The 23,678-nt window shown below is 63.1% G+C and carries 24 protein-coding genes and 2 tRNA genes; 5 read left to right on the top strand and 21 right to left on the bottom strand.

The genetic code is table 11. The features are described 5' to 3' along the window. Nucleotide 1: 1 nt before the first annotated feature. The 5 genes from HV823_RS06725 to HV823_RS06705 all read right to left on the bottom strand — a co-directional run bounded on the left by HV823_RS06725 (nucleotide 2) and on the right by HV823_RS06705 (nucleotide 5,608). On the bottom strand, nucleotides 2-1,006 hold the full coding sequence (locus tag HV823_RS06725; RefSeq protein WP_176948958.1) for an ABC transporter permease: 1,005 nt from the start codon (nucleotides 1,004-1,006) through the stop codon (nucleotides 2-4). Then, a complete protein-coding gene (locus HV823_RS06720; protein ID WP_176948957.1) occupies nucleotides 1,006-1,983 on the bottom strand; it encodes an ABC transporter permease in 978 nt (325 codons plus the stop codon). The genes HV823_RS06725 and HV823_RS06720 overlap by 1 nt, the downstream gene beginning before the upstream one ends. Further along, nucleotides 1,980-3,479: a sugar ABC transporter ATP-binding protein gene (locus HV823_RS06715; protein WP_176949076.1), complete on the bottom strand. Its 1,500-nt coding sequence runs from the start codon at nucleotides 3,477-3,479 to the stop codon at nucleotides 1,980-1,982. Before HV823_RS06715 ends, HV823_RS06720 begins: the two co-directional genes overlap by 4 nt. Nucleotides 3,480-3,758: 279 nt before the next feature. Then, nucleotides 3,759-4,751 (bottom strand): rhamnose ABC transporter substrate-binding protein, encoded by a 993-nt coding sequence (gene rhaS, locus HV823_RS06710; protein WP_176948956.1) that lies wholly within the window; start codon nucleotides 4,749-4,751, stop codon nucleotides 3,759-3,761. 44 nt (nucleotides 4,752-4,795) lie between these two features. After that, nucleotides 4,796-5,608, bottom strand: a complete 813-nt coding sequence (locus tag HV823_RS06705) for a DeoR/GlpR family DNA-binding transcription regulator (protein ID WP_176948955.1) — start codon at nucleotides 5,606-5,608, stop codon at nucleotides 4,796-4,798. Nucleotides 5,609-5,808: 200 nt separating this feature from the next. Between HV823_RS06705 and HV823_RS06700 the strand changes: the two genes are divergently transcribed. Together HV823_RS06700 and rhaI are read left to right on the top strand one after the other, a co-directional pair. Continuing rightward, entirely contained in the window at nucleotides 5,809-7,914 is a 2,106-nt protein-coding gene (locus HV823_RS06700) for a bifunctional rhamnulose-1-phosphate aldolase/short-chain dehydrogenase (RefSeq protein WP_176948954.1), read from the top strand. A gap of 91 nt (nucleotides 7,915-8,005) precedes the next feature. Further along, nucleotides 8,006-9,295: an L-rhamnose catabolism isomerase gene (rhaI, locus tag HV823_RS06695; protein WP_176948953.1), complete on the top strand. Its 1,290-nt coding sequence runs from the start codon at nucleotides 8,006-8,008 to the stop codon at nucleotides 9,293-9,295. 295 nt (nucleotides 9,296-9,590) lie between these two features. Here rhaI and pncB read toward each other — a convergent pair whose 3' ends face one another. After that, complete coding sequence (gene pncB, locus HV823_RS06690; RefSeq protein ID WP_176948952.1) at nucleotides 9,591-10,895, bottom strand: nicotinate phosphoribosyltransferase; 1,305 nt, start codon at nucleotides 10,893-10,895, stop codon at nucleotides 9,591-9,593. A 237-nt stretch (nucleotides 10,896-11,132) separates the two neighbouring features. Between pncB and HV823_RS06685 the strand changes: the two genes are divergently transcribed. Further along, nucleotides 11,133-11,387, top strand: coding sequence for a GlsB/YeaQ/YmgE family stress response membrane protein (locus tag HV823_RS06685; protein ID WP_176948951.1), 255 nt, complete (start codon nucleotides 11,133-11,135; stop codon nucleotides 11,385-11,387). 195 nt (nucleotides 11,388-11,582) lie between these two features. Here HV823_RS06685 and HV823_RS06680 read toward each other — a convergent pair whose 3' ends face one another. The 11 genes from HV823_RS06680 to HV823_RS06630 all read right to left on the bottom strand — a co-directional run bounded on the left by HV823_RS06680 (nucleotide 11,583) and on the right by HV823_RS06630 (nucleotide 18,388). Continuing rightward, entirely contained in the window at nucleotides 11,583-11,852 is a 270-nt protein-coding gene (locus HV823_RS06680) for a hypothetical protein (protein WP_176948950.1), read from the bottom strand. A gap of 261 nt (nucleotides 11,853-12,113) precedes the next feature. Beyond that, nucleotides 12,114-12,189 (bottom strand) — tRNA-Phe (locus tag HV823_RS06675). A gap of 178 nt (nucleotides 12,190-12,367) precedes the next feature. Further along, entirely contained in the window at nucleotides 12,368-12,574 is a 207-nt protein-coding gene (gene yacG, locus HV823_RS06670; RefSeq protein WP_176948949.1) for a DNA gyrase inhibitor YacG, read from the bottom strand. 3 nt (nucleotides 12,575-12,577) lie between these two features. After that, complete coding sequence (locus tag HV823_RS06665; protein ID WP_176948948.1) at nucleotides 12,578-13,198, bottom strand: Maf-like protein; 621 nt, start codon at nucleotides 13,196-13,198, stop codon at nucleotides 12,578-12,580. 44 nt (nucleotides 13,199-13,242) lie between these two features. Beyond that, nucleotides 13,243-13,461: a translation initiation factor IF-1 gene (gene infA, locus HV823_RS06660; RefSeq protein WP_004435948.1), complete on the bottom strand. Its 219-nt coding sequence runs from the start codon at nucleotides 13,459-13,461 to the stop codon at nucleotides 13,243-13,245. 138 nt (nucleotides 13,462-13,599) lie between these two features. Next, the gene (locus tag HV823_RS06655) at nucleotides 13,600-14,043 is read right to left on the bottom strand and encodes an arsenate-mycothiol transferase ArsC (RefSeq protein ID WP_246300949.1); all 444 of its coding nucleotides are present in this window, start codon (nucleotides 14,041-14,043) and stop codon (nucleotides 13,600-13,602) included. Nucleotides 14,044-14,099: 56 nt separating this feature from the next. Further along, complete coding sequence (locus tag HV823_RS06650) at nucleotides 14,100-14,567, bottom strand: UPF0262 family protein (RefSeq protein ID WP_176526847.1); 468 nt, start codon at nucleotides 14,565-14,567, stop codon at nucleotides 14,100-14,102. A 16-nt stretch (nucleotides 14,568-14,583) separates the two neighbouring features. Next, nucleotides 14,584-15,882, bottom strand: a complete 1,299-nt coding sequence (gene hisD / locus HV823_RS06645; protein WP_176948946.1) for a histidinol dehydrogenase — start codon at nucleotides 15,880-15,882, stop codon at nucleotides 14,584-14,586. Between the two features lie 78 nt (nucleotides 15,883-15,960). Beyond that, nucleotides 15,961-16,398: a DUF2948 family protein gene (locus HV823_RS06640; protein ID WP_176948945.1), complete on the bottom strand. Its 438-nt coding sequence runs from the start codon at nucleotides 16,396-16,398 to the stop codon at nucleotides 15,961-15,963. Between the two features lie 212 nt (nucleotides 16,399-16,610). Beyond that, a complete protein-coding gene (gene murA / locus HV823_RS06635) occupies nucleotides 16,611-17,903 on the bottom strand; it encodes a UDP-N-acetylglucosamine 1-carboxyvinyltransferase (RefSeq protein ID WP_176948944.1) in 1,293 nt (430 codons plus the stop codon). Nucleotides 17,904-18,148: 245 nt separating this feature from the next. Then, nucleotides 18,149-18,388 (bottom strand): hypothetical protein, encoded by a 240-nt coding sequence (locus tag HV823_RS06630; protein WP_210270727.1) that lies wholly within the window; start codon nucleotides 18,386-18,388, stop codon nucleotides 18,149-18,151. Nucleotides 18,389-18,544: 156 nt separating this feature from the next. Here HV823_RS06630 and HV823_RS06625 point away from each other — a divergent pair. Together HV823_RS06625 and HV823_RS06620 are read left to right on the top strand one after the other, a co-directional pair. After that, nucleotides 18,545-18,619, top strand: a tRNA-Thr gene (locus HV823_RS06625). A 142-nt stretch (nucleotides 18,620-18,761) separates the two neighbouring features. After that, the gene (locus tag HV823_RS06620) at nucleotides 18,762-19,646 is read left to right on the top strand and encodes a sulfotransferase family protein (protein WP_176948943.1); all 885 of its coding nucleotides are present in this window, start codon (nucleotides 18,762-18,764) and stop codon (nucleotides 19,644-19,646) included. A gap of 206 nt (nucleotides 19,647-19,852) precedes the next feature. On the opposite strand, the gene HV823_RS06615 is transcribed toward HV823_RS06620, so the two are convergent. From HV823_RS06615 to cyoB, 4 genes are read right to left on the bottom strand one after another with little or no spacing between them, the layout of a single operon-like run. Beyond that, nucleotides 19,853-20,617, bottom strand: coding sequence for an SURF1 family protein (locus HV823_RS06615; protein ID WP_176948942.1), 765 nt, complete (start codon nucleotides 20,615-20,617; stop codon nucleotides 19,853-19,855). A gap of 17 nt (nucleotides 20,618-20,634) precedes the next feature. Then, a complete protein-coding gene (gene cyoD, locus HV823_RS06610; RefSeq protein ID WP_176948941.1) occupies nucleotides 20,635-21,042 on the bottom strand; it encodes a cytochrome o ubiquinol oxidase subunit IV in 408 nt (135 codons plus the stop codon). Continuing rightward, nucleotides 21,039-21,662 (bottom strand): cytochrome o ubiquinol oxidase subunit III, encoded by a 624-nt coding sequence (gene cyoC, locus HV823_RS06605; RefSeq protein ID WP_176948940.1) that lies wholly within the window; start codon nucleotides 21,660-21,662, stop codon nucleotides 21,039-21,041. Before cyoC ends, cyoD begins: the two co-directional genes overlap by 4 nt. Nucleotide 21,663: 1 nt before the next feature. Then, nucleotides 21,664-23,667 carry a cytochrome o ubiquinol oxidase subunit I gene (gene cyoB, locus HV823_RS06600; RefSeq protein ID WP_176948939.1) on the bottom strand — a complete coding sequence of 668 codons (2,004 nt, stop codon included), beginning with the start codon at nucleotides 23,665-23,667 and terminating at the stop codon, nucleotides 21,664-21,666. Nucleotides 23,668-23,678: the final 11 nt, after the last annotated feature.

The raw sequence follows: 23,678 nt of genomic DNA, 5'->3' as shown, positions 1-23,678 counted from the left end.
CTCAATGCGCCATGCGGCGCTTCAGCCGGGTATAGAGGATCGGCAGCGCGATGACGGAAATCAGCAAAAGCCCGATGAAGATCGACATGACGATGCCCGGCACGTTGAGCAGGCCGAAGCCGAAGGTGACCATGCCCATGATCAGGGCCGCCAGCACCACCCCGCCGATCGTGCCCGAGCCGCCGAGGATGCTGACGCCGCCGAGCACCACCATCGTCACCACCTCCAGCTCCCAGCCCAGCGCGATCGAGGGGCGGGTCGAACCGAGCCGTGACGTCAGGCAGATCGCGGCGATCCCCGACATCAGTCCGGTCAGCAGGAACAGCGTGAACTTCACCCGCGCCACCCGCACGCCGGAAAAAAGTGCCGCCGTCTGGTTGTTGCCGATCGCATAGACGGCGCGTCCGAAATTCGTCAGGTGCAGCAGTGCCGCATAGAAGAGCGCAAACCCCAAAAACAGGCAGAATTCGAACGAGAACACCCACCAGACATATCCCTGACCGAAATAGGCGAAGCTTGCGGGATAGCTGGTGAAGGCCTGGTCGCCGAGCACGATGAAGGCGATGCCGCGGAACAGGCTCATCGTGCCGATCGTCACGACGATCGAGGGCAGGCCCAGCCGCGTGACCAGAAGACCGTTGATGGCCCCACAGGCAAGCCCGGTCGCCAGGCCGACGGCGACCAAAGCGGGCGTATCGAAGCCCTGGGTCGCAGCATAGCCCATCGCAGTCGAGGTCAGCGCGACGATCGAGGCGACCGAGAGGTCGATCTCGCCGGAGATCACCACCATCGCCATGGCAAAGGCGATCAGTGCCTTCTCGGTGAAGTTGAAGGTGGCGTCCGACAGGTTCCATGGATCGAGGAAATAGGGAGAGGCGAAGGAATTGACCGTAAAGATCAGGATCGCCACCACGACCAGGAGGCTTTCCCAGCTCTTCAGCACGCGCGCGCTGCGCCCCTGCAGGCGGTCGGGAATGTGACGCGTCGTCATCGGTGCCTCGGCCATCAGTGCGCCTCCGCCTTCTTCAGGATAACCCTGCCCTTGCGCCGCTCGGCACGGGCGTTGACGGCGACGGCAATGATGATGACCGTGCCGGATATCGCCATCTGGGCGAAGGGCGAGATGTTGATGACCGGCAGGGCGTTCTTGATCACGCCCAGGAACAGGGCACCGAGCACCGCGCCGGGCACCGAGCCGATGCCGCCGGCGATCGAAATGCCGCCGATCACGCAGGCGGCGATGATGTCGAGCTCGAAGCCGAGCGCGATGTCGACATAGGCGACCGCATAGCGCGAGACCCAGAGATAGCCGGCAAGGCCCGCCAGCGCGCCCGAGAGGCAATAGGCGAGGAAGCGCGTGCGGCCGACATCGATGCCGGTATAGATCGCCGCATGCGGATTGCCGCCGACCGCATAGAAGGCCCGTCCGACCGTAGTGCGCGTCATGACGACGAAGACGATCGCCATGATGGCGATCGAGAACCAGGAGAGTGCCGGGATGCCGAGGAAATCGGCACGCGGCAGCCCTTTGAACACATCGCTCATCTGGTGGGCGTTGATCCACTGGCCGCCGGTGAGCAGGAAGATCGAACCCCGGAAGATCGTCAGCGTACCAAGCGTCACGACGATCGGCGGGATGTTCAGCTTCCATACGAGCAGGCCGTTGATGGAGCCGAGCACAGCGCCGAGCGCCACGACCGCAGCGATGACGAGAGGGATCGGCAAGCCGGGCAAGGCGACGTTGATCAGGCCGGCGACCATGCCGCAAAGCGCCAGGTTCGCCGCCATGGACAGGTCGATGCAGCGGGTCAGGATCACCGCCATCTGGCCGAGCGCCAGGATGATCAGGATCGAGGTATCGTTATAGACGCGGCCGAGATTGGCCGGCTGGATGAAGCCCGGGAAGCGCAGCGTGATCAGCGTGAGCAGCGCCAGGATCGCCACCACCAGCAGGGCCTCGCGGTTCTTCAGGAGCATGTTCATGGCGTGGTCTCCGAAATGCCTGCGGCGGCGCGCACGAGCTTTTCGGCGCTAAGGTCGGCGCGCTCATACTGGCCGACCATCCGGCCCTCGCGCATGACGATGACGCGGTCCGACATGCCCATGATCTCGGGAATTTCCGAAGAGACCATGATGACGCTGAGCCCTTGCGCGGCAAGCTCGCTCATGAAGGCGTGGACGGCGGCCTTGGAGCCGATGTCGATGCCTTTGGTCGGCTCGTCGAGGATGATGACCTTGGGCTTGGTCGCCAGCCACTTGGCGATCACCACCTTCTGCTGATTGCCGCCCGAAAGCGTGCCGACGTCCTGGTCGAGGGCAGCGGCACGCAGGTCGAGGCGCGAGGTATATTCCCGCGCCAGCCGGAACTCTTCCGCCATGCGCAGGAAGCCGGAGCGCGAGGTGCGCGTAAGCGAGGGAAGCGTCACGTTCTGGAAGATCGGCATGCCGATGATCGCGCCTTGCCTTCCCCGCTCCTCCGGCACGTAGACGATGCCGGCCTCGATTGCCTCGGCTGGCGAACGGATCACCATCACCTTGCCATCGAGGCGGACGGCACCGGCGGATGGCCTGGTGATGCCAATCAGCGACTGCATGAATTCCGAGCGTCCGGCGCCGACAAGGCCGTAGAAACCCAGGATTTCGCCGCGGCGCAGCTCGAAGTTGATATCCTCGAACTCGGTCGGGTGCCGGTAGCCGGAAACGGTCAGGACCGGCTCGCCGATCGCGACCTGCTGCTTGGGAAACACCTGGCCGACGTCCCGGCCCACCATCATGCGCACGAGATCGTCCTGGCGCGTGCCGGCAATCAGCCCTTCGCCGACCATGCGGCCATCGCGAAAGACGGTGTAGCGGTCGGCGATACGGAAGATCTCGTCGAACTTGTGGCTGATGAAGAGGATCGCCTTGCCATCCGCCTTGAGGCGGTCGATCAGTTCGTAGAGCTCGTGGATCTCCTTATAGGAGAGCGCGGCGGTCGGCTCGTCCATGATGACGACGCGGGCGTCGATCGAAAGCGCGCGGGCGATCGCGACGAGATGCTTGCTGGCGATGCCGAGGTCGCGCAGGCGAATGGTCGGATCGATGTCGGCGCCGACGCGCGACAGCAGCTGGCGGGCATCGGCGTTGAGTTTCGTCCAGTCGATCAGGCCGAACCGCGTGCGGGGGGCGTGACCGAGGAAAATGTTCTCGGCGACGGAGAGCTCGTCGAAGAGCACGGTCTCCTGATGGATGGCGGTGACGCCGGCCTTGGCGGCGGCACTCGCGGCGGGGAAGTGGACTTCTGCGCCATCGACGCGGATCGTGCCGCCATCCGGCTGGTAGATGCCGGTCAGGATCTTCACCAGCGTCGACTTGCCGGCACCGTTCTCGCCGATCAGCGCCGTGACGGAGCCGGGATAGAGCGACAGGGAAACTTCGGAGAGCGCGTGCACGCCAGGAAAGGATTTCGAGATCCCTTCCAGCGCGATCGCCGGCTTCATCCGAGATGTGGTGGTATCCTGCAGCAAAGGCTTCATCCGTTGGGTTGACTTGCGCCTGGAAATCCGAAGCGTCGCATTCTGTAAGCTTGCCCCTCACCCTAACCCTTTCCCCGCAAGCAGGGAGAGGTGACACGGCCGCATATGCCGCGCCGCTGGCGGACGACACCTCGTCCCGCGTGTCCTTCTCCCCGTTTACGGGGAGAAGGTGGCCGGCAGGCCGGATGAGGGGCAGTTCAAGCCATAGGCCCGACACAATTCCGGGCCGATAGTCGCTCAAGATCAGAAGATCTTGGCGAATTCCTCGACGTTCGAGGCGTCGTAGACGAAGGGATCGGCCATCGCGCCTTCGTTGTTGTCGCCGAGCTTGAGCTTGCCCATGCGGCCCATGCTCAGTTCCGCGCCGGGCTTGGCTTCGGCACCGTTAATCAGGTCGTTGGCGAGCATGGTGGCGGAATAGCCGAGGTCGATCGGGTTCCAGATCGCAAACGACTTGGAAGCGCCGGACTTGACGTGGCCCGCCATTTCGGAGGGAAGGCCGAGGCCGGTGACGTTGATCTGGCCGATCTTGCCGGCGTCGGCAACGGCCTGGGCTGCGGCAACGATACCGACCGAGGTCGGCGCGATGATCGCCTTCAGGTCCGGATGGGACTGAATGAGACCCTGCGTCTCGCGGTAGGACTTGTCGGCAAGGTCGTCGCCATAGACGGTGGTGACGATGTTGACGCCCGGATAGTTCGGCAGGACCGTCTTCATCTCCTCGATCCAGACGTTCTGGTTGGTCGAGGTCGCGGTGGCCGAGAGGATCGCCACGTCACCCTTGCCCTCGGGGAGGTTGTCGGCGGCCATCTTGACGCACATGTTGCCGATCAGCGCGCTCGACGACGGGTTCAGGTGCAACTGGCGCCCCTCCGGCGCCACGCCGGAATCCCACGAGATCACCTTGATGCCGCGGTCCATCGCCTTCTTCAAGGCGGGCACCAGCGCGTCGGTGTCGTTGGCCGAAACCGCGATCGCGTCGACCTTCTGGGCGATCAGCGAGTTGATCACCTCGATCTGTCCCTCCGCCGTCGTGGTCGTCGGGCCGGTGTAGATCACTTCGACGCCGCCGATTTCCTTGGCGGCCTCTTGCGCGCCCTTGTTTGCGGCCTCGAAGAAGCCGATGCCGAGCGCCTTGACCACCAGCGCGATCTTCTTGTCCGCCGCATTGGCGACGTTTGCGACGAGCGCCGTCGATACGGCCGCTGCCACGAGCAATGCCTTCCAGATCTTCATGTCCTAGTCCTCCCTGACTGGTTCGTTCCCCTCCCCCGCGTGCCTCACGCCTGCGACGGAGCATTCTCCACCGGGGCAGCCGCCTGAACGTCTGCGACGATCAGGCCGACGCCGGCATTCTCCAGCATCGCGGCTTCCCTGTCCTCGATGCCTGAATCCGTAATCACCGTTGCGATGCGCTTCAGGCCACACAGGATGAGGCTGGAACGCTTCCTGAATTTCGACGAATCTACCAGAACGACGAGGTCATCGGCCTGATCGATCAACTTCTGCTCGGCCTGGATCAGCAGCGGATCGGCCTCCATCAGTCCGAGCGGTCCGAGCCCCTGCGCGCCCATGAACATGCGGCGCGCATAGAAATTGCGCGTCACGTCGTTCTCGAATGGGCTCAGGATGATGTTCTGTTCGCGGTAGATCGTGCCGCCGGACAGCATCACTGTGTTCTTGGAGTGCTTGAGAAGGTGTTCTGCAATCGGAAACGAGTTGGTGAACACCTGCATGCGCCGGTTCGTCAGGAAGTGCACCATCTGAAACGTCGTCGTGCCGCCATTGATGATGATCGGCTCGCCGTCCTGGCAAAGCGCCACCGCCTCCTTGGCGATCGCCTGCTTCTGCCGGGTATGCAGCGTTTCGTTGACGCTGAACGGACGGCCGGCAAGACCGACGAACTGCGGCGGATTGATCGCCTCCGCACCGCCGCGCACACGGCGCAGCCGCTTCTGCACATGCAGGGCCGCAATATCCCGCCTGATCGTCGCCTCGGAGCTGTCCGTCAGGTCCACAAGTTCGAGCACCGTGATGACAGGCTTTTCCTGGACGGCCGACAGGATGATGCGGTGTCTTTCCTTCTCGTGCATGGCTCCTCCCTGATGACCGTATGCTTCCATCACGATCGCGCATTGTCAATCACAATCGGTCATAATTTTTCATTGTGCAGCGCAATATGACTGTTTTTGATCGTTTATGATTGACACGATCGCGGCTTCCATGAGATTTGAAAGGCGAAGTGGAGGTGCGGCCGATGGGTCGCGCGATAGAAGACCGGGAGGAAATACCGATGCTCGACACACAGGCGAACGGGCAACATGGATCGCGCCTTGCCAATCTCTGGGACGAGGCGAAGGCGGCGGGAATGAGCGAACCCGAACGTCTTCTCTATCGCTCCAATCTGCTCGGTTCCGACAAGCGGATCACCAATTACGGCGGCGGCAACACGTCGGCCAAGGTCATGGAGAGCGATCCGCTCGGCGGCGGAAACGTCGAAGTGCTTTGGGTCAAGGGCTCCGGCGGCGATGTCGGCACAATCAAGATGGACGGCTTCGCCACGCTCTACATGGACAAGCTGCAGGCGTTGAAGGGACTTTACCGCGGGGTCGAGCATGAGGACGAGATGGTGGGCTACCTCCCCCACTGCACCTTCAACCTCAATCCGCGCGCCGCTTCGATCGATACGCCGCTCCATGCCTATGTGCCGCGCGTCCATGTCGACCACATGCACCCCGACGCGATCATCGCGATCGCCGCGTCGGAGAACAGCCGCGACCTGACGCGGCAGATCTTCGGCGACGATATTGGCTGGCTGCCCTGGAAACGCCCCGGATACGAGCTGGGTCTGTGGCTGGAAAAGTTCTGCAAGGAAAATCCCAAGGCACGCGGCGTCGTGCTGGAGAGCCACGGCCTCTTCACCTGGGCCGACACGGCGAAGGAATGCTACGAGACGACGGTCGAGATCATCAACAAGGCGATCGCCTGGTTCGAGGCGAACAACACCGTTCCGGCCTTCGGGGGCGCCGTCAAGCCGGTGCTTGCCGCCGACGAACGGCGTGCGGTTGCGCAGAAGCTGATGCCTGTCATCCGCGGGCTGATCGGCGCCGACGAAAGCAAGGTCGGGCACTTTGACGACAGCCAGGCCGTGCTCGACTTCGTGACGTCGAAGGACCTCGCACCGCTCGCAGCGCTCGGCACCAGCTGCCCGGACCATTTCCTGCGAACCAAGATCCGCCCGCTGGTGGTCGATTTCGATCCTGCCGCGGCGGGCGTGGAAAAGACCCTTGCCGGACTGCCTGATGCGATCGTCGCCTACCGGGCCGACTATGCCGGCTACTATGAGCGCTGCAAGCGGAGCAACAGCCCGGCGATGCGCGACCCGAATGCGGTGGTCTATCTCGTCCCCGGCGTCGGCATGATCACCTTTGCCAAGGACAAGGCGACGGCACGCATCTCGGCGGAGTTCTATGTCAACGCCATCAACGTCATGCGCGGTGCGGCGGGCGTGTCCACCTATGTCGGCCTGCCCGAGCAGGAGGCTTTCGACATCGAGTACTGGCTGCTCGAGGAAGCGAAGCTGCAGCGCATGCCGAAGCCGAAGAGCCTGGCGGGCCGCATCGCCCTCGTGACCGGCGGTGCCGGCGGCATCGGCAAGGCAACGGCAAACCGGCTGATGGCCGAGGGCGCCTGCGTGGTGCTGGCCGATATCGACGAGGAGGCGCTTTCGGCAGCCCAGGCCGAACTTGCAGGACGCTACGGAAAAGACGTCGTCCGGTCGGTGGCCATGAACGTCACCGACGAGGCGCAGGTGCAAAAGAGCTTCGCCGATACGCTCACCGAATTCGGCGGCCTCGACATCCTGGTCTCCAATGCGGGCCTTGCATCGTCAGCCCCGATAGAGGAGACGACGCTTTCGCTGTGGAACAAGAACATCGACATTCTCGCGACCGGCTATTTCCTCGTGTCGCGCGAAGCCTTTCGGATCTTCCGCAGACAGAAGGCCGGCGGCAACGTCGTCTTCGTCGCCTCGAAGAACGGGCTCGCCGCCTCGCCCGGCGCCTCTGCCTATTGCACCGCAAAGGCCGCCGAGATCCATCTGGCCCGCTGCCTGGCGCTTGAGGGGGCCTCCGAGCAGATCCGCGTCAACGTCGTCAATCCGGACGCGGTGCTGCGCGGCTCGAAGATCTGGACAGGCGAGTGGAAGGAACAGCGCGCCGCCACCTACAAGACCGACGACCTTGAGGCGCACTACCGCGAGCGCTCGATGCTCAAGCGCAGCGTGTTCCCCGAGGACATCGCCGAGGCGATCTACTTCCTCGCCTCCGACATGTCGGCCAAGTCCACCGGCAACATCATCAATGTCGACGCCGGCAACGCGCAGTCCTTCACGCGGTAAGAAGCGAGCGGGCAGCCTTCTTGCGCCCCGTCGAGGACGGCTGCCGCGGCGCGAACGGGACACTGAAACACAGGTTCTGGGAGGAACCGCGATGAACATGATTTCAAGGGACGTGATCGCAGCCGAGAACGCAAGGCGTGAAGGCGCGCTGAAAAGCGATTACGCCCATCTCGGCGAGCAGCTGGCCCGCCGCGGCATCGATATCGATGCGGTCAAGCGGAAGGTCGCCGCCTACGCCGTCGCCGTGCCCTCCTGGGGCGTGGGCACCGGTGGCACGCGCTTTGCGCGCTTCCCGGGTGCCGGCGAGCCGCGCAACATCTTCGACAAGCTGGAAGACTGCGCCGTCATCCACGAACTGACGCGTGCGACGCCGACCGTGTCGCTACACATCCCCTGGGACAAGGTCTCCGATCTCGGCGCGCTGAAGGAAAAGGGTGCGGCGCTCGGGTTAGGCTTCGACGCCATGAACTCCAACACCTTTTCCGACGCGCCGGGCCAGGAGCATTCCTACAAGTTCGGCTCGCTCTCCCATGCCGACGCGGCCACCCGCCGGCAGGCGGTCGAACACAATGTCGAGTGCATCGAGATCGGCCGCAAGCTCGGTTCCAAGGCGCTCACCGTATGGATCGGCGACGGCACGAACTTTCCCGGGCAGGCGGACTTCACGCGCAGCTTCGAGCGCTATTTGGAGGCGATGAAGGCGATCTACCGGCACCTGCCCGACGACTGGCGGATCTTTTCCGAGCACAAGATGTTCGAGCCGGCCTTCTATTCCACCGTCGTGCAGGATTGGGGTACGAACTACCTGATCGCCAAGGAACTGGGCGAGAAAGCCTATTGCCTCGTCGATCTCGGCCACCATGCGCCGAACGTGAACATCGAGATGATCGTCGCCCGGCTGATCCAGTTCGGCAAGCTCGGCGGCTTCCACTTCAACGATTCCAAGTATGGCGACGACGACCTCGACACCGGTTCGATCGATCCCTACCGGTTGTTCCTCGTCTTCAACGAGCTCGTGAATGCCGAGGAGCGCAAGGCCGAAGGCTTTGCGCCGGCGCATATGCTCGACCAGAGCCACAACGTCACCGATCCGATCGAAAGCCTGATGCGCAGCGCCACTGAAGTCTGCCGCGCCTATGCGCAGGGGCTGATCGTCGACCGCGAGGCACTTGCCGGCTATCAGGATGACAACGATGCGCTGATGGCATCGGAGACGCTGAAGGCCGCGTTCCGCACCGATGTCGAGCCGATCCTGGCAATGGCCCGCCAGGAAGCCGGCGGCGCGATCGATCCCGTCGCAGCCTATCGGGCGGCTGGCTACCGGACGAAGGTAGCGAATGAGCGGCCGGCGGTCGTCGGAGGTGGCGGCGGGATCGTTTGAGTTTTCTCTTCCCCCTGCAGAGAGAAGAGAATTGAGACTGCCGAGCCCCGCCAAGGGCAGAGCAGAGCGGCAACGCTTGCGCCTCGTGCCCCTCATCCGGCTGCCGCCACCTTCTCCCCGCAAGCGGGGAGGAGGAAAATGCCGCAAAGCCGCGTCTGGTCAGTGAGGTGATCTGCGCGCGGCTGCCGTAAACCGATGACGTGCGCCTCTTGCGCCCTTCTCCCCGCCTGCGGGGAGAAGGTGCCGGCAGGCGGATGAGGGACCGATACTGCCTTCGAGTGCTAACGCGGATGCCCTACACCTTCACCGGCAGCTCGACGAAATCCTCCGTACCGAAGAACTTCAGGTAGCGCTGCACCTCGGCGGGCTCGCCGGTGGCTTTCTGCGGATTGTCGGAAAGCTTCACGGCGGGGCGGCCGCCGGCATCGCTGACCTTGCAGACCACCGAGATCGGATCGAGGCCGCGGAAGGGATGCGGGGCGCAGCCAACGAAATCGTTCGTCAGGTTCGTGCCCCAGCCGAAGCTCATGCGCACGCGGCCCTTGAAATGCTCGTAGGTCTCGATGATCGTATTGACGTCGAGGCCGTCTGAGAAGATCAGAAGCTTCTCGCGCGGATCCCGGCCCTTTTCCTTCCACCAGGCAATGATCTTCTCGCCGCCCTCGATCGGCGGGGCGCTGTCGGGCCGGAAGCCGGTCCAGTCGGCCACCCAGTCGGGCGCGTGCTTCAGGAATGCCGCGGTGCCGAATGCGTCGGGCAGGACGATCAGCAGGTTGCCGCCGTAGAGCCGGTTCCAGTCCTGCAGCACCTTGTAGGGGGCTTCGGCCAGTTCCGCGTCGTTGGCCGCCAGCGCGGCTGCGACCATCGGCAGCTCATGGGCGTTGGTGCCCAGTGCCTCGAGATCCGTATCCATCGCCAGAAGCACGTTGCTCGTACCCGAGAACGAAGGGCCTATGCCTTCCTTCAGCGCCTCGACGCACCAGCGCTGCCATAGGAAGGAATGACGCCGGCGCGTGCCGAAGTCGGAAATGCGAAGCTCCGGATGCTGGCGCAAAAGCTCCACCTTCGACCACATCTTCGCCTTCGCCCGCGCATAGAGGACGTCGAGCGCGAACTGGCCCATGCCGCGCATGGCCGAACGCGAGCGCAGCTCGTTGATGATCGCAAGTGCGGGAATCTCCCACATCGTCGTGTGCGACCACAGGCCCTCGAAGGTCAGTTCGTACTGCCCGTCCCTGCGTGACAGGTGGTACTCCGGCAACTGGAAGTCGGCGAGCCAGGCCAGGAATTCGGGCGCGAAGATCTGCTTCTTGCCATAGAAGGTATTGCCGGCGAGCCAGATCATCTCCTTCTTGGTGAAGCGCAGCGTGCGCGCGAAGTCCAGCTGGTCGCGCAACTCCTGCTCGTCGATGTCGTCGGCGAGACGCACGCTTTTCGTGCGGTTGATCAGCGAGAACGTGGCGTTGACGTCCGGATAGAGCTTCCAGATCATCTGTAGCATCAGCAGCTTGTAGAAGTCCGTGTCGAGCAGGCTGCGCACGATCGGATCGAGCTTCCAGGCGTTGTCGTACACGCGACGGGCAATATCCGTCTTGGTCATGAATCGCACCTCGCTGCGCTGCTTGCCGCCCGTGCCATCCCCTGCAGCGGAAAGACGAAAGGCGAATGAGGGTTGCGCGCACCATCACTGACGCACTCATTGCATGCCTCCCGCCCGCCTAGCAAGACATTGCGATGCCGCAGGCGGACGCAGCCCTGGAAAGATAAGCTCTTGTAAACTCATCGTCTTCAATCAATGCTAGCAGATGTTGATCAACCCTCGCTCCGGAGGCGCTCCATGGGCATCGAAAGCATCATCGTCTTTCTCATCGTCGGCGCGATCGCAGGCTGGCTCGCCGGCCTCATCGTGTCCGGCTTCGGCTTCGGCCTGATCGGCAACATGGTCGTCGGTATCGTCGGCGCCTTCATAGCCGGATACCTGTTTCCGGCGCTTGGCATCAGCCTGGGCACCGGCGTCGTGGCGGCGATCATCCACGCGACGATCGGCGCCGTCATTCTCCTGGTCCTGATCAAGATCGTCAAACGCGCGTAACGGGCGGCCTGGCCGCCGTCGAAGGGCGATCCGTCGAGGCAAACGGCGCGGGGATCGCCCGCCTTCGCCAAAGCCGCACACGTTTGAAGGCGACACTGCGGCCGCAGGGACCGTGGCTGCAGCCCGCGGCTGTCAGGCGCAGCATGAAAATTCATAAAGCAAATACAAAACGCCATGATGCGTGCTGAGAGCACGTCAGGGGGAGCACGCCGCCTCAAATTCTGCGATGACATCGGGTTCATTGTCATCACGGAGAACAGCGTCGGCGCCAACGAGGTCGGGGTCGAGTTCAGCGGCTTCCTTTGTGAACGACGAAATGAAGAAGGCTTTTTCACCTTCCCAAACTTCCCGCCCATCGATCAACGCATAACACGGCCGCGCCGATTCAAAATCTGCCTGCAGTTCATCGAGCGTTGGCTGCGTTGTCGCGACCACGAATGCAGCGGCGACCAAAACCGGCGTCATTGATTTCGTCTCCGTTGGCTGAAGGCGATAAAAGCAGATTCATCATCCCAGGTCGACATCGCAAACCGAATATACATACCCGCTTAAGGATCGCGTGCAGACATAGCCAATATGATGGCGGAAACCATGGAGGGCTTCGAGGCCGAGGTGAACAGAAGGAAAAGCAAAGCCGTCCAGAAAACGCGAAAGAGCGTCTTGAAAGCGGAATTCTTCAAAGAAGAAGAGGACCTAAAACTTGAAGGAAAACCAATCTGTTGTGAATGGTGCCCGGAGGCGGATTTGAACCACCGACACGCGGATTTTCAATCCGCTGCTCTACCAACTGAGCTATCCGGGCATCCTTGCCAGCTTCCTGTCGAAGCCGCGGGGCGTTTGGTTTCGCCCCGGAAGCGAGCGGGGTTATAGCATCTTGCTCGACGGTGTCCAGCCCCCAAGGGATATTTTCGGAGGAAAAAACGAAGGCCGGCAAACGACTGAAATAGTTGACGTTTCGGCTGGCACGATCGCGTCGGCGATCAATCGTCGTCGCCAGCCTTGGCCTCGTCGTCGCTGACGGGGATGGCGTAGGAGCCGGAAAGCCAGCGGTTCAGGTCGATGTCGCGGCAACGTTGCGAGCAGAAGGGATAATGTTCACGCGCAGACGGCTTGCCGCATTCGGGGCAGGGCCTCATCTTGCGCAGCGGCTCGACCTTGGCGGCCGGCTTGTTGTCACCATCGGGCATGGCTCAGACCTCGGCCCAGCGGCGGTGCACGTCGTAGCCCTCGCCGGAAAGGAGAGACAGCGTCTCCTGCAGCGGCAGACCGACGACATTGGTGTAGGAACCTGCGAGCTTGACGACGAAGCTGCCGGCGATCCCCTGGATGCCGTAGCCGCCCGCCTTGCCGCGCCATTGGCCGGAGGCGAGGTAGCTCTCGATATCGAGACCGGAAAGACGCTTGAAGCGCACCTTGGTATCGACGATGCGCTGGCGCACCTTCCTGTCAGGCGTGATCAGGCAAACGCCGGTAAAGACCCGGTGACTGCGGCCCGACAGCAGGTGCAGCGCGCTCGACGCCTCGTCCACCATCTCGCACTTCGGAACGATGCGGCGCCCCACCGCCACCACCGTGTCGGCGGCGAGGATGTAGCTGCCCTCGGCTGACGGGTCACCCTTGATCGCGGCAAGTGCTGCTTCCGCCTTGTCGGTACACAGGCGCCGTGCAAGCGAGCGCGGATGCTCGGCCTTCTTCGGGGTCTCGTCGATGTCCATCGGCATCAGCCGGTCCGGCTCGATGCCCATCTGCGCCAGAAGCTCGACACGGCGCGGCGAGCCGGATGCCAGGATGAGCTTGTTTGCGAATGCCATGAGACCTCGAGAGAGCCGGCGCGCGGCGCAAAAAGGAAGATCGCTTACTTGAAGCGGTAGGTGATGCGGCCCTTGGTCAGGTCGTATGGCGTCATTTCGACGAGGACCTTGTCGCCGGCGAGAACGCGAATGCGGTTCTTGCGCATGCGGCCGGCCGTGTGCGCGATGATCTCGTGCTCGTTTTCGAGCTTCACGCGGAAGGTGGCGTTCGGCAGCAGTTCCGTTACGACACCGGGGAATTCAAGGACTTCTTCTTTTGCCATATTGTGGTGATGATCCCAAGTTGAGGGGCTGCAGGATGCCTGCCCCTCGAATTTTCGCGGAAACTACACAATAGAGGGTGTTTTGTGAACACCAATGATCAGGCTTTCTTCATTTGCCGCTTTCCGGCCGTTTCCGCCTCAGGACGAGACGGCGAGGCCGCGGCCGAAACGGCGCTCAATCAGCGTTTCCAGATGGTTTCTGACCTCTCGGTAGGCCGAAAGGATCTGTTCGCGCGTCCCCGACGCGACGGTCGGATCGGGCGTCGGCCAGTAGACGACTTCGACCGCGCTGGAGCGCGTCAGCTCCAGCGCCGCGTGGTGGGCTTCCGGCGCAAGCGTTACGATCAGGTCGAAGTAGTCGTCCTCCAGTTCCTCGAGCGTGCGCGGAGCATGATGGGCGACCGACAGCCCCACCTCCTCCAGCACCGCGTCGACGAAGGGATCGCGCTCGCCGGGCCGGATGCCCGCCGAGGCGACATAGATGCCCGTCGGCAGCAGGCTGCGGGCGAGCGCTTCGGCCATCGGCGAGCGCACGGCGTTCATCCGGCACATGAAAAGCACCGAACGGGGGCTGCGCTCCATGAGTTTCCCCTTACCTGGGACCTGCCCCTCACCTGGCGCCCCGGTCACCATCCCCGTTACCCGCGCCAATAGAGCACGCAGACCAGCGTGAAGAGACGGCGCGCGGTGTCGAAATCCAGCCTGATCTTGCCGGACAGGCGATCCATCAGCGTCTGTGAACCGTCATTGTGGATGCCGCGCCGGCCCATGTCGATCGCCTCGATCTGGCTTGGGGTGGCGGAGCGGATCGCCTGGTAGTAGCTCTCGCAGATCAGGAAGTAGTCCTTGACGATCCGGCGAAACGGCGTCAGCGAGAGGATATGCGTGGCGACCGGCGCATCATCCTGCGTGGATATGGCGAAGATCAGCTTCGAATCCAGAAGCGACAGCTTCAGCCGGTAGGGACCGCCGGAGTGCCCCACCGGCTCGAAGACGTTTTCCTCGATCAGGTCGAAGATGGCCACCGCCCGCTCATGCTCGACATCCGGCGTGGCGCGGCCGATCGTCTCGTCCAGCACCACGTCGCAGAGGCGAAAGGCGGGCATCCTGGTCATCCCGTCATCACCCCCCCGGATTGAGGCGGATGGCGACCGAGCGCGCATGCGCGCCCAGCCCCTCGGCCTCGGCAAGGGTGACGGCCGCCGGCCCCAGCTTTCGCAGCTGATCGGGGCCAAGCCGCAGGATCGAGGTACGTTTCATGTAGTCGAGCACGGACAGCCCAGACGAAAAGCGCGCCGAGCGCGCGGTCGGCAGGACATGGTTGGAGCCGCCGACATAATCGCCGATCACTTCCGGCGTGTGCCGGCCAACGAAAATGGCGCCGGCATTGCGGATCGCGGAAACGAAGCTCTCCGCATCGGCCGTTGCGATCTCAACATGTTCGGCCGCGATGCGGTTTGCCAGCGGAACCGCGTCCGTCAGCCGGGGGGCCAGTATGATCGCCCCGAAATCGCGCCAGCTCGCCTCCGCCGTCTCCGCCCGCTCCAGCGTCTTCAGCTGCCGCGAGACGGCGATCTCGACGGCATCGGCAAGGGCCGGACTGTCGGTAATCAGGATCGATTGCGCGCCGCGGTCATGCTCGGCCTGCGCCAAGAGATCGGCGGCCAGCCAGTCGGGGTCGTTCTCGCCGTCGGCGATCACCAGAACCTCCGAGGGGCCGGCGATCATATCGATGCCGACCGTGCCGAAGACCTGGCGCTTGGCGGCGGCGACGAAGGCGTTGCCGGGGCCGGTGATCTTCGCCACCGGCGCAATCGTCCCGGTGCCGTAGGCAAGGGCTGCGACAGCCTGGGCGCCGCCGATGCGATAGATCTCGTCGACGCCGGCGATCCGGGCGGCGGCAAGCACTGCGGGATTGATGGCACCGTCCTTTGCCGGCACGACCATGACGATGCGCGCAACGCCTGCGACCTTGGCCGGGACGGCGTTCATGAGCACCGAGCTCGGATAGCTGGCCGTGCCGCCGGGCACATACAGGCCAACGGCGTCGATCGCAGTCCAGCGCGAACCGAGCCCGACGCCGATATCGTCCTCGTAGATGTCATCCTTCGGCAACTGGCGGGCGTGGTGCTTCTCGATCCGCGCGGCTGCCAGTTCGAGAGCTGCAACCACCTCTGCGGGCGTCTGCCGATAGGCGGCCTCGATCTCGTCGGCACCGACGCGCATCGAGACCTTGTCGAAGTCCAGCCCGTCGAAACGACGCGTATAGGCGGCAAGCGCCCCGTCACCATTTTCGCGCACATCGTCGATGATGGCGCGAACGGTCGCGTTCACGTCCTCCGAAACCTCGCGCTTCGTGGTCAGGAAGGCGGCGAACCGCGTTTCGAAGTCCTCGTCGCGAAAATCAAGCCTGATCGCCACTTGTCATATGTCCTGTCGTCTGGCGGTAGGTTCCGCCTTGCCATGCCCGAGAGAAAGATCCTCGACGCGCGACATGCCTTAGCCCGCCGGATGGCGCGGCTTCAAGCTGGTTTCCCATGCTCCGCCGGTATCTGCAAGCTGGCATTCGATGCATTCGACGTCGAGCGCAAACTGCGCATCGCCGGACATGACGAGTTCGACCGTCCCTTCCGGCCCTTCCCCCTGTGGCGTGAAGCGGATCGCCAGCAGCGAAAGCACGGCGTCGCGATCGTTCCTGTCGATGCCGATCGAACGCACCGCCCGCGCCCGCTTGAAGGCGATCATCGCGCGACGGCGTTCGAAACCCTTCGCCCCCCTGCCGGCCTTTTCCCAGACGAAACGGTTGAGGGCGAGGGAGAAAACCCCATGCCGGGCGTCCCAGCTGACATCCTCCGCCTTGAACACCGCATCCTGCAGATGGGCGGAAACGATCGAGAGGTCGTCCGCATCGAGCGCAAGCAGCTTCAGACTGTCCATAATGCTCCTTTTCGGCGACCTGTGCGGCCGCGCCTTGTACACCACCGCCCACGCCTCAAACCGCCGTTCCGTCGCCGGAGCGGCGCACGAAGCATGCGGCATGAAGGATGTGGGCCGACTGTTGTCTCAGGAGATAGGACGGCACGCCGGCAAGCGCAACTGCCGGCCCGCCGGCTCACGGCACGACGGGCGGCAGCACGCAGCCTGAATCGTCACTCGCTGACGCGCTCGACCAATGCGCCGCAACGGGTCAGCTTCTCTTCCAGCCGCTCGAAGCCACGGTCGAGATGGTAGACGCGGGACACCATGGTCTCGCCTTCGGCCGCAAGGCCCGCAATGACGAGCGAGACGGAAGCACGCAGGTCCGTCGCCATGACCGGTGCGCCGCGCAGCCGCTCGACACCCTCGATCTTGGCCGTCTGGCCGGAGAGCGAGATCTTGGCGCCAAGCCGGGCAAGTTCCTGCACGTGCATGAAACGGTTTTCGAAGATCGTTTCGGTGATGTGCGAAACGCCGGACGACTTCGTCATCAGTCCCATGAACTGGGCCTGGAGATCGGTCGGGAAGCCGGGATAGGGATCGGTGACGATGTCGACCGGCTTGATGCCGGCGCCGTTACGCACGACGCGGATGCCGCTTTCGGTGGCAGTGATTTCGGCGCCGGCGCGGCGGATCGCCTCCAGAGCGGTGTCGAGCAGGCGCACATCGGTGCCTTCGAGCACGACGTCGCCGCCGGTCATGGCGACCGCCATGGCATAGGTGCCGGTCTCGATGCGGTCGGGAAGGACACGGTGACGGGCGCCCGAAAGCGAAGGGACGCCCTCGATGGCGATCGTGCTCGTGCCGGCGCCGGTGATCTTCGCGCCCATGGCGTTCAGGCACTTGGCCAGGTCCTGCACCTCCGGCTCGCGGGCCGCGTTGCCGATGACCGTGGTGCCGCGCGCAAGCGTCGCCGCCATCATCATCACATGCGTCGCACCGACTGAAACCTTCGGGAAGGTGTAGCGGGCGCCGATCAGGCCGCCGTCGGGCGCGGTCGCCTCGACATAGCCGCCGTCAATCTCGATCTTGGCGCCCAGCGCCGCCAGCCCCTCGATGAAGAGATCGACAGGACGCGTGCCGATGGCGCATCCGCCGGGCAGCGATACCTTCGCCCTGCCCTCGCGGGCGAGAAGCGGACCGATAACCCAGAAGCTTGCGCGCATCCGCGAGACCAGCTCGTAGGGAGCGGTGGTATCGACGATGTTGCGCGAGGTGAAGTGGATGGTGCGCGAATAGCCCTCGCTCTGGCGCTCGCGGCGGCCGTTCACCGAGATGTCGGCGCCATGGTTGCCGAGGATGCGGATCAGTTGCTCCACGTCGGCGAGATGCGGCACGTTTTCCAGCGTCAGCGTATCGTCCGTCAGGAGCGAGGCGATCATCAGCGGCAGGGCTGCGTTCTTGGCGCCGGAAATGGGAATCACGCCCCTGAGCTCGTTTCCGCCTACAATCCTGATACGATCCATGTGTACCTACGGGACTGCGCCCGCCTTTCTCAAACAACCGGCTCTCGGGAGATGGGCCTCCTTAGAGCATTGCAACGCAAAAATGAAGCCTCCCGCGCCGTGTGAGCCTTCGGCCCATGCGCGGCCATATCGTCGAAGGGACCGGCGCTCGCCGAAGCCGCCTCGCCCGCCCCCTGTTGCAGGGTCAGGAAGCATTGATCCGATTTGCACATTTCCCCTCACGCCGGAACGGCGCCGAAAACACTCTAGACGTCCGATTCGTCCGATTTTGCGGCAGGCAGGCCATCGGTGTCATCGGCGGCACCCGCACGGCGGGCGCGCGCCTGCTGCTTGCGGCGGGAGAGATTGTCGCGCAGCGTCTTCGAAAGCCGCGCCTTGCGCTCGTCCGCCCGCGCCCGCACCGCTTCGCTTTCCCGCGCCTTTGCGCCGGTCCCCTTTGCGCCCGCGGCCGGTTTGCCCGTACCTGTCTTCTCGTCGTCTTCCATGCCCCATCGATAGCGCGAAACGGCCGCCTGCAAAAGCATGGCGACGTTTTCCGGAATTTGTTGTCCCCATGATGCGTTTGCGGCTTGCATAGGGGGTAAGACTGTGGCAATAGGCGCCTCGCTTGACGCGAATGCAGAAAAACTGCTTCGCCAGATGCTGCTATAGCTCAGGGGTAGAGCACTCCCTTGGTAAGGGAGAGGCCGAGAGTTCAAATCTCTCTAGCAGCACCATTTTCCCGGTTTAAAGACAATAAATCACAGCCCCCACTTGTGCGCGGCGGCCACATTGGCGGGGGTTATTGGCCCTCTGGGTTTCACTAGATCAGCGAATCATGACATGAGTACCCGCAGCACAACGTGTACGGGTACAGAAATGACTTTTGAACTGCAGGATGGAACTGTGGTGTCCCCATCGACGCCGTTGTTCATCACCGGCTCAGGTCGGTGCGGCACAACACTGATGCGTCGTCTGATAGTGGAACGCTCTGCTGCCGTGATCCCGCCGGAGAACTATGCTTTGGGCAAGGTCGAGCAGTTCACGGGGACGAGCCAGGAAGACTGGGATCAGCACTGCGCCGGCGCGATCCGCCGGGCAACGACCAATCGGAAGAACTGGCGCACCTACGGGATCGATGCAAAAGACGCAATCCGTCTATTGTCGTCCATCCCGTCACAGGAGCGAACCACTTCGAATTTTTGGCACGCCTTCCACGCAATCTATGCCGTTGCGGTCGGCAAACCCAGTCAATCTCGCTGGGGAGACAAGACGCCGCTCAATGTCGATCGTGTCGATCATATTGTCTCGATTTTCCCGTCGGCACGATTTGTGTTCATGGTCCGGGACGTTCTCGATGTTACCTATTCCTACGCGACGATGGGCCTCAAGAAACGGGAAGGAAACTATCTCTACGGTGCAAAGCGCTGGCTTGATGCCAACGAAAATATTAAGGCCCATCTCGAGAAGTACCACGCGCAGGCGATTGTCGTCAGATACGAAGATCTCGTCATGCGTCCGAAGGACACGGTGGCACGAGTGCTTGATTTCGCCGAACTGCCCCGCAGCAGTGGCAATGGGATGAACGAATCGGAGGCCAAAGACATCACCACGTATAAGCATCTGAACAATGCGCTTGGTGAGGTTCGAGGCGATTTCATTGGCAAGGGTCGCTCCGGCCTTCCGGCAGAAGTTCGGGAGGCTATCTGGGAAGTCGCCGGCACGCGCGATCTCCAGAGGTTCTTCGGATACTCAGCAGATTAAGCCGCCAATAAAGCGCGTCGCGGAGAACTGCGCTATGAGAAGAAGAACGAAGACACCTTCGTCTACGTCTACGTCGACGCGGACGGAAAGGCCGACTTCAGCATTCATCTGGACGGCCTGACTACGCTGCGAAGCGGCGATTTCATCCTGCAGTGAGGACACCCGCACCACGCAGCGGTGCCTGTCAATGGCCCCGTCCCTCCCCTCTAGTCTTCCCGCCGCCGCTGCCGCAGCAGGAACACGGCCGCTGCCACGCTCAGGGCGGCCATGGTGAACCAGGTGAGCGCGTATACCAGATGGCTGTTGCGGAAGCGAACGACCGTGAGGCCGCCGATCGGTAGGCCGCCGGGATTTGCGGTCGCATCCGCATCGATGAAATAGGGGGCGACGGTGGAAAGGCGGGCGGCAGCGGCGATCGCGTCCACGTCCCTGGAATACCAGCGGCCGGCAGTGGGATCGTTGGCGCGCAGGAAGGCACCGCCGGACTCCGTCAGCCGCAGCAGGCCGGTGACGCGAACGATGCCAGGAACCTCGCCTTCCGCCCGGGAAGACGCGTCCCTGCGGCCAGCCGGCACGAAGCCGCGATTGATCAGGATCGTCGTGCCGTCCGCCTGGCGGAGCGGCGTCACCACCCAGAAGCCGGCGCCGAGATCGGTGACCGCCTGAACCAGCACCTCTTTGTCATGGTCAAAGGTGCCTTCCGCCGTGACGCGGCGATACTCTTCGTCCTTGCCGTCGAAACCGGCCCAGCGCGCCGGTGGCGGCACCGGCACGGGTTGCGCATGCACGCGGGCATCGACGCGGGCGATGAGATCCAGCTTCCAGAACAGCCGCTGCACCTGCCAAGCGCCAAGGGCGACGAAAGCGACGGTGAGAAGCAGCATCGCGCCTGCAAAGAGCAGGCGCGCCGCAGGCCGGCGGGAACCCTCGGTTCCCGCCTTGCCGTCATGCCTTGAGGGATCAAGGGCCATGGAACGGTCCCCTGATGTCAGGGCATGTTCTTCATCATCTCTGGCGACATGGGCATCATGTTCGTGTTGAGGTGATGCATGACCCAGAAGGAGCCGGCGAGCATGATCGCCACGATGATCAGCGTGAAGATCAGCGCCATCACCGTCCAGCCGCCTTCCGAACGCGGGTTCATATGCAGGAAGCAGATCATGTGGACAACGATCTGGACGGCTGCGAACACCATGATCAGGACGGCGGTCAGGATCTTGCTGTCGAAGACCTCGCCCATGACAAGCCAGAAGGGAATGGCGGTCAGGATGACGGACAGGACGAAGCCAATCATGTAGGTCTTGAGCGACCCATGTCCGGCGTCGTGGCCGTGGCTGTGTCCATGGTGCACGTTGTGGGCGTCCTCGTGGGCGGGTGCGTGTGCTTGCGGGCTCATCCGAGAACTCCCATCAGGTATACGAAGGAAAAGACGCCGATCCAGACGACGTCGAGGAAGTGCCAGAACATCGACAGGCACATCAGGCGGCGGCGGTTTTCCGGAATCAGACCGCGGATCTTCACCTGAACCATCAAAGTGATGAGCCAGATGATGCCGAAGGTGACGTGCAGGCCGTGGGTGCCGACGAGCGTGAAGAACGACGACAGGAACGCACTGCGGCCAGGACCTGCGCCCTCGTGGATCAGGTGGTAGAACTCGTAAAGCTCAAGCCCGAGGAAGGCGAGACCGAAGAGGCCGGTGATGCCGAGCCAGAACAGCGTCTCCATCTTGGCGTTGCGCTCCATCTGGAGCATGGCAAAACCGTAGGTGATCGACGAGAACAGCAGCATGGCCGTGTTGATGGCGACGAGCGGCAGGTCGAAGAGGTCGGCCGGCGAGGGGCCGGCCGCATAGTTGCGGCCGAGCACGCCGTGCGTGGCAAACAGCACGGCAAAGATGAGGCAGTCGCTCATCAGGTAGAGCCAGAAGCCCAGCATGGTGCTGCCTTCGGGATGGTGCTCCTCTTCCAGGTAGAACTGGGGAGCCTCTGCTTCTTGTGTGTGTGCTTTCTCAGTCATGTCAGGTCCGATCCGCCAGCAGCTCGGAGCGCGCGTCCTCGGTGGCGGTCACGGTCTCGGCGGGGATGTAGAAGTCCCGGTTGTAGTTGAACGTGTGCGCGATCGACACGCCGACGATGGCGACAAAGGAGACGATCGCGAGCCACCAGATGTACCAGATCAGCGCGAAGGCGAGCGCGATGCTCAGCGCAGACAGGACGACGCCGGTGCCGGTATTCTTCGGCATGTGGATCGGCTTGAAGCCGCCGAGCGGACGCTCGTAACCGCGGTTCTTCATGTCGTACCAGCTGTCGTGGTCGTGAACGACCGGCGTGAAGGCGAAGTTGTACTCCGGCGGCGGCGAGGAGGTCGACCACTCCAGCGTACGGCCGTTCCACGGATCGCCCGTCAGGTCGCGCAGTTGGTCGCGCTTCAGGAAGCTGACGACGAGCTGGATGATGAACGAGGCGATACCGAGCGCGATCAGGCCTGCGCCGAAGGCGGCGATGATGAACCAGATCTGCAGCGAGGGGTCCTCGAACTGGCTGACGCGGCGGGTGACGCCCATCAGGCCGAGCACGTAGAGCGGCATGAAGGCGAAGAAGAAGCCGATCTGCCAGAACCAGAAGGAGCACAGGCCCCAGAACCGGTCGAGCTTGTAGCCGAAGGCCTTGGGCCACCAGTAGACGACGCCGGCCATCAGGCCGAACAGCACGCCGCCGATGATCACGTTGTGGAAGTGAGCGATCAGGAACAGCGAATTGTGCAGCACGAAGTCGGCGGGCGGGACGGCGAGAAGCACGCCCGTCATGCCGCCGATGACGAAGGTGAACATGAAGCCCACCGTCCAGTACATCGGCAGCTCGTAGCGGATGCGGCCGCGATACATGGTGAAGAGCCAGTTGAACATCTTCGCCCCCGTCGGGATCGAGATGATCATTGTGGTGATGCCGAAGAATGCGTTCACCGAGGCGCCCGAGCCCATCGTGAAGAAGTGGTGAAGCCACACGAGGTAGGACAGGATCATGATCACGCAGGTGGCGTAGACCATCGAGGCATAGCCAAACAGGCGCTTGCCGCAGAAGGTGGCGACGACTTCGGAGAAGATGCCGAAGGCCGGCAGGATGAGGATGTAGACCTCCGGGTGACCCCAGATCCAGATGAGGTTCACATACATCATCGGGTTGCCACCAAGGTCGTTGGTGAAGAAGTTCGTGCCGGCGTAGCGGTCGAGCGACAGCAATGCGAGCGTTGCGGTGAGGATCGGGAAGGTGGCGACGATCAGGATGTTGGTGCAGAGCGACGTCCAGGTGAAGATCGGCATCTTCATGAAGGTCATGCCCGGCGCGCGCATCTTGACGATGGTCGCGATCAGGTTGATGCCCGAAAGCGTCGTGCCCACGCCCGCCACCTGCAGACCCCAGATGTAGTAATCGACACCGACGCCGGGACTGTAGTCCGCGCCCGACAGCGGCGGATAGGCCAGCCAGCCGGTCCGCGCGAACTCGCCGACGAAGAGCGAGATCATGATGATGATCGCGCCTGCGGTCGTCATCCAGAACGAGAAGTTGTTCAGGAACGGGAACGACACGTCGCGAGCGCCGATCTGCAGCGGCACGACGTAGTTCATGAAGCCCGTGACGAAGGGCATCGCCACGAAGAAGATCATGATCACGCCGTGGGCGGTGAAGATCTGGTCATAATGGTGCGGGTTGAGGTAGCCCTCGTTGCCGCCGAAGGCGATGGCCTGCTGCAGGCGCATCATGATGGCGTCAGCGAAGCCGCGCAACAGCATGATGATGGCCAGCACGATATACATGATGCCGATCTTCTTGTGGTCCACGGAGGTGAACCACTCATTCCAGAGATAGCCCCAGAGCTTGTACTTGGTGACGAGTGCGAGCAAGGCGAGGCCGCCGAGCGCAACGGCAATGAACGTCACCACGACGATCGGCTCGTGGTACGGGAAGGACTCCAAGGTGAGCCTCCCGAAGATGAATTGTGTCAGGGTGGTATTACCAAACATCGGTCTGTCCA

The sequence above is a fragment of the Mycoplana rhizolycopersici genome, from assembly GCF_013378445.1.
Lineage (GTDB): Bacteria > Pseudomonadota > Alphaproteobacteria > Rhizobiales > Rhizobiaceae > Mycoplana > Mycoplana rhizolycopersici.
This window is presented reverse-complemented; position numbering and strand designations above follow the sequence as displayed.

What these genes read in the sequence shown, in the direction of transcription:
- HV823_RS06655 (WP_246300949.1), bottom strand. Translation starts at nt 14,043, where the DNA reads ATGGAGCGCAGCCCCCGTTCGGTGCTTTTCATGTGCCGGATGAACGCC.
- HV823_RS06705 (WP_176948955.1), bottom strand. Translation starts at nt 5,608, where the DNA reads ATGCACGAGAAGGAAAGACACCGCATCATCCTGTCGGCCGTCCAGGAA.
- infA (WP_004435948.1), bottom strand. Translation starts at nt 13,461, where the DNA reads ATGGCAAAAGAAGAAGTCCTTGAATTCCCCGGTGTCGTAACGGAACTG.
- HV823_RS06700 (WP_176948954.1), top strand. Translation starts at nt 5,809, where the DNA reads ATGCTCGACACACAGGCGAACGGGCAACATGGATCGCGCCTTGCCAAT.
- HV823_RS06680 (WP_176948950.1), bottom strand. Translation starts at nt 11,852, where the DNA reads ATGACGCCGGTTTTGGTCGCCGCTGCATTCGTGGTCGCGACAACGCAG.
- murA (WP_176948944.1), bottom strand. Translation starts at nt 17,903, where the DNA reads ATGGATCGTATCAGGATTGTAGGCGGAAACGAGCTCAGGGGCGTGATT.
- HV823_RS06725 (WP_176948958.1), bottom strand. Translation starts at nt 1,006, where the DNA reads ATGGCCGAGGCACCGATGACGACGCGTCACATTCCCGACCGCCTGCAG.
- HV823_RS06630 (WP_210270727.1), bottom strand. Translation starts at nt 18,388, where the DNA reads ATGGAAGACGACGAGAAGACAGGTACGGGCAAACCGGCCGCGGGCGCA.
- yacG (WP_176948949.1), bottom strand. Translation starts at nt 12,574, where the DNA reads ATGCCCGATGGTGACAACAAGCCGGCCGCCAAGGTCGAGCCGCTGCGC.
- HV823_RS06650 (WP_176526847.1), bottom strand. Translation starts at nt 14,567, where the DNA reads ATGCCCGCCTTTCGCCTCTGCGACGTGGTGCTGGACGAGACGATCGGC.
- HV823_RS06720 (WP_176948957.1), bottom strand. Translation starts at nt 1,983, where the DNA reads ATGAACATGCTCCTGAAGAACCGCGAGGCCCTGCTGGTGGTGGCGATC.
- HV823_RS06615 (WP_176948942.1), bottom strand. Translation starts at nt 20,617, where the DNA reads ATGGCCCTTGATCCCTCAAGGCATGACGGCAAGGCGGGAACCGAGGGT.
- HV823_RS06665 (WP_176948948.1), bottom strand. Translation starts at nt 13,198, where the DNA reads ATGGCATTCGCAAACAAGCTCATCCTGGCATCCGGCTCGCCGCGCCGT.
- HV823_RS06640 (WP_176948945.1), bottom strand. Translation starts at nt 16,398, where the DNA reads ATGGACAGTCTGAAGCTGCTTGCGCTCGATGCGGACGACCTCTCGATC.
- HV823_RS06620 (WP_176948943.1), top strand. Translation starts at nt 18,762, where the DNA reads ATGACTTTTGAACTGCAGGATGGAACTGTGGTGTCCCCATCGACGCCG.
- rhaS (WP_176948956.1), bottom strand. Translation starts at nt 4,751, where the DNA reads ATGAAGATCTGGAAGGCATTGCTCGTGGCAGCGGCCGTATCGACGGCG.
- HV823_RS06685 (WP_176948951.1), top strand. Translation starts at nt 11,133, where the DNA reads ATGGGCATCGAAAGCATCATCGTCTTTCTCATCGTCGGCGCGATCGCA.
- pncB (WP_176948952.1), bottom strand. Translation starts at nt 10,895, where the DNA reads ATGACCAAGACGGATATTGCCCGTCGCGTGTACGACAACGCCTGGAAG.
- cyoD (WP_176948941.1), bottom strand. Translation starts at nt 21,042, where the DNA reads ATGAGCCCGCAAGCACACGCACCCGCCCACGAGGACGCCCACAACGTG.
- rhaI (WP_176948953.1), top strand. Translation starts at nt 8,006, where the DNA reads ATGAACATGATTTCAAGGGACGTGATCGCAGCCGAGAACGCAAGGCGT.
- cyoC (WP_176948940.1), bottom strand. Translation starts at nt 21,662, where the DNA reads ATGACTGAGAAAGCACACACACAAGAAGCAGAGGCTCCCCAGTTCTAC.
- HV823_RS06715 (WP_176949076.1), bottom strand. Translation starts at nt 3,479, where the DNA reads ATGAAGCCGGCGATCGCGCTGGAAGGGATCTCGAAATCCTTTCCTGGC.
- cyoB (WP_176948939.1), bottom strand. Translation starts at nt 23,667, where the DNA reads ATGTTTGGTAATACCACCCTGACACAATTCATCTTCGGGAGGCTCACC.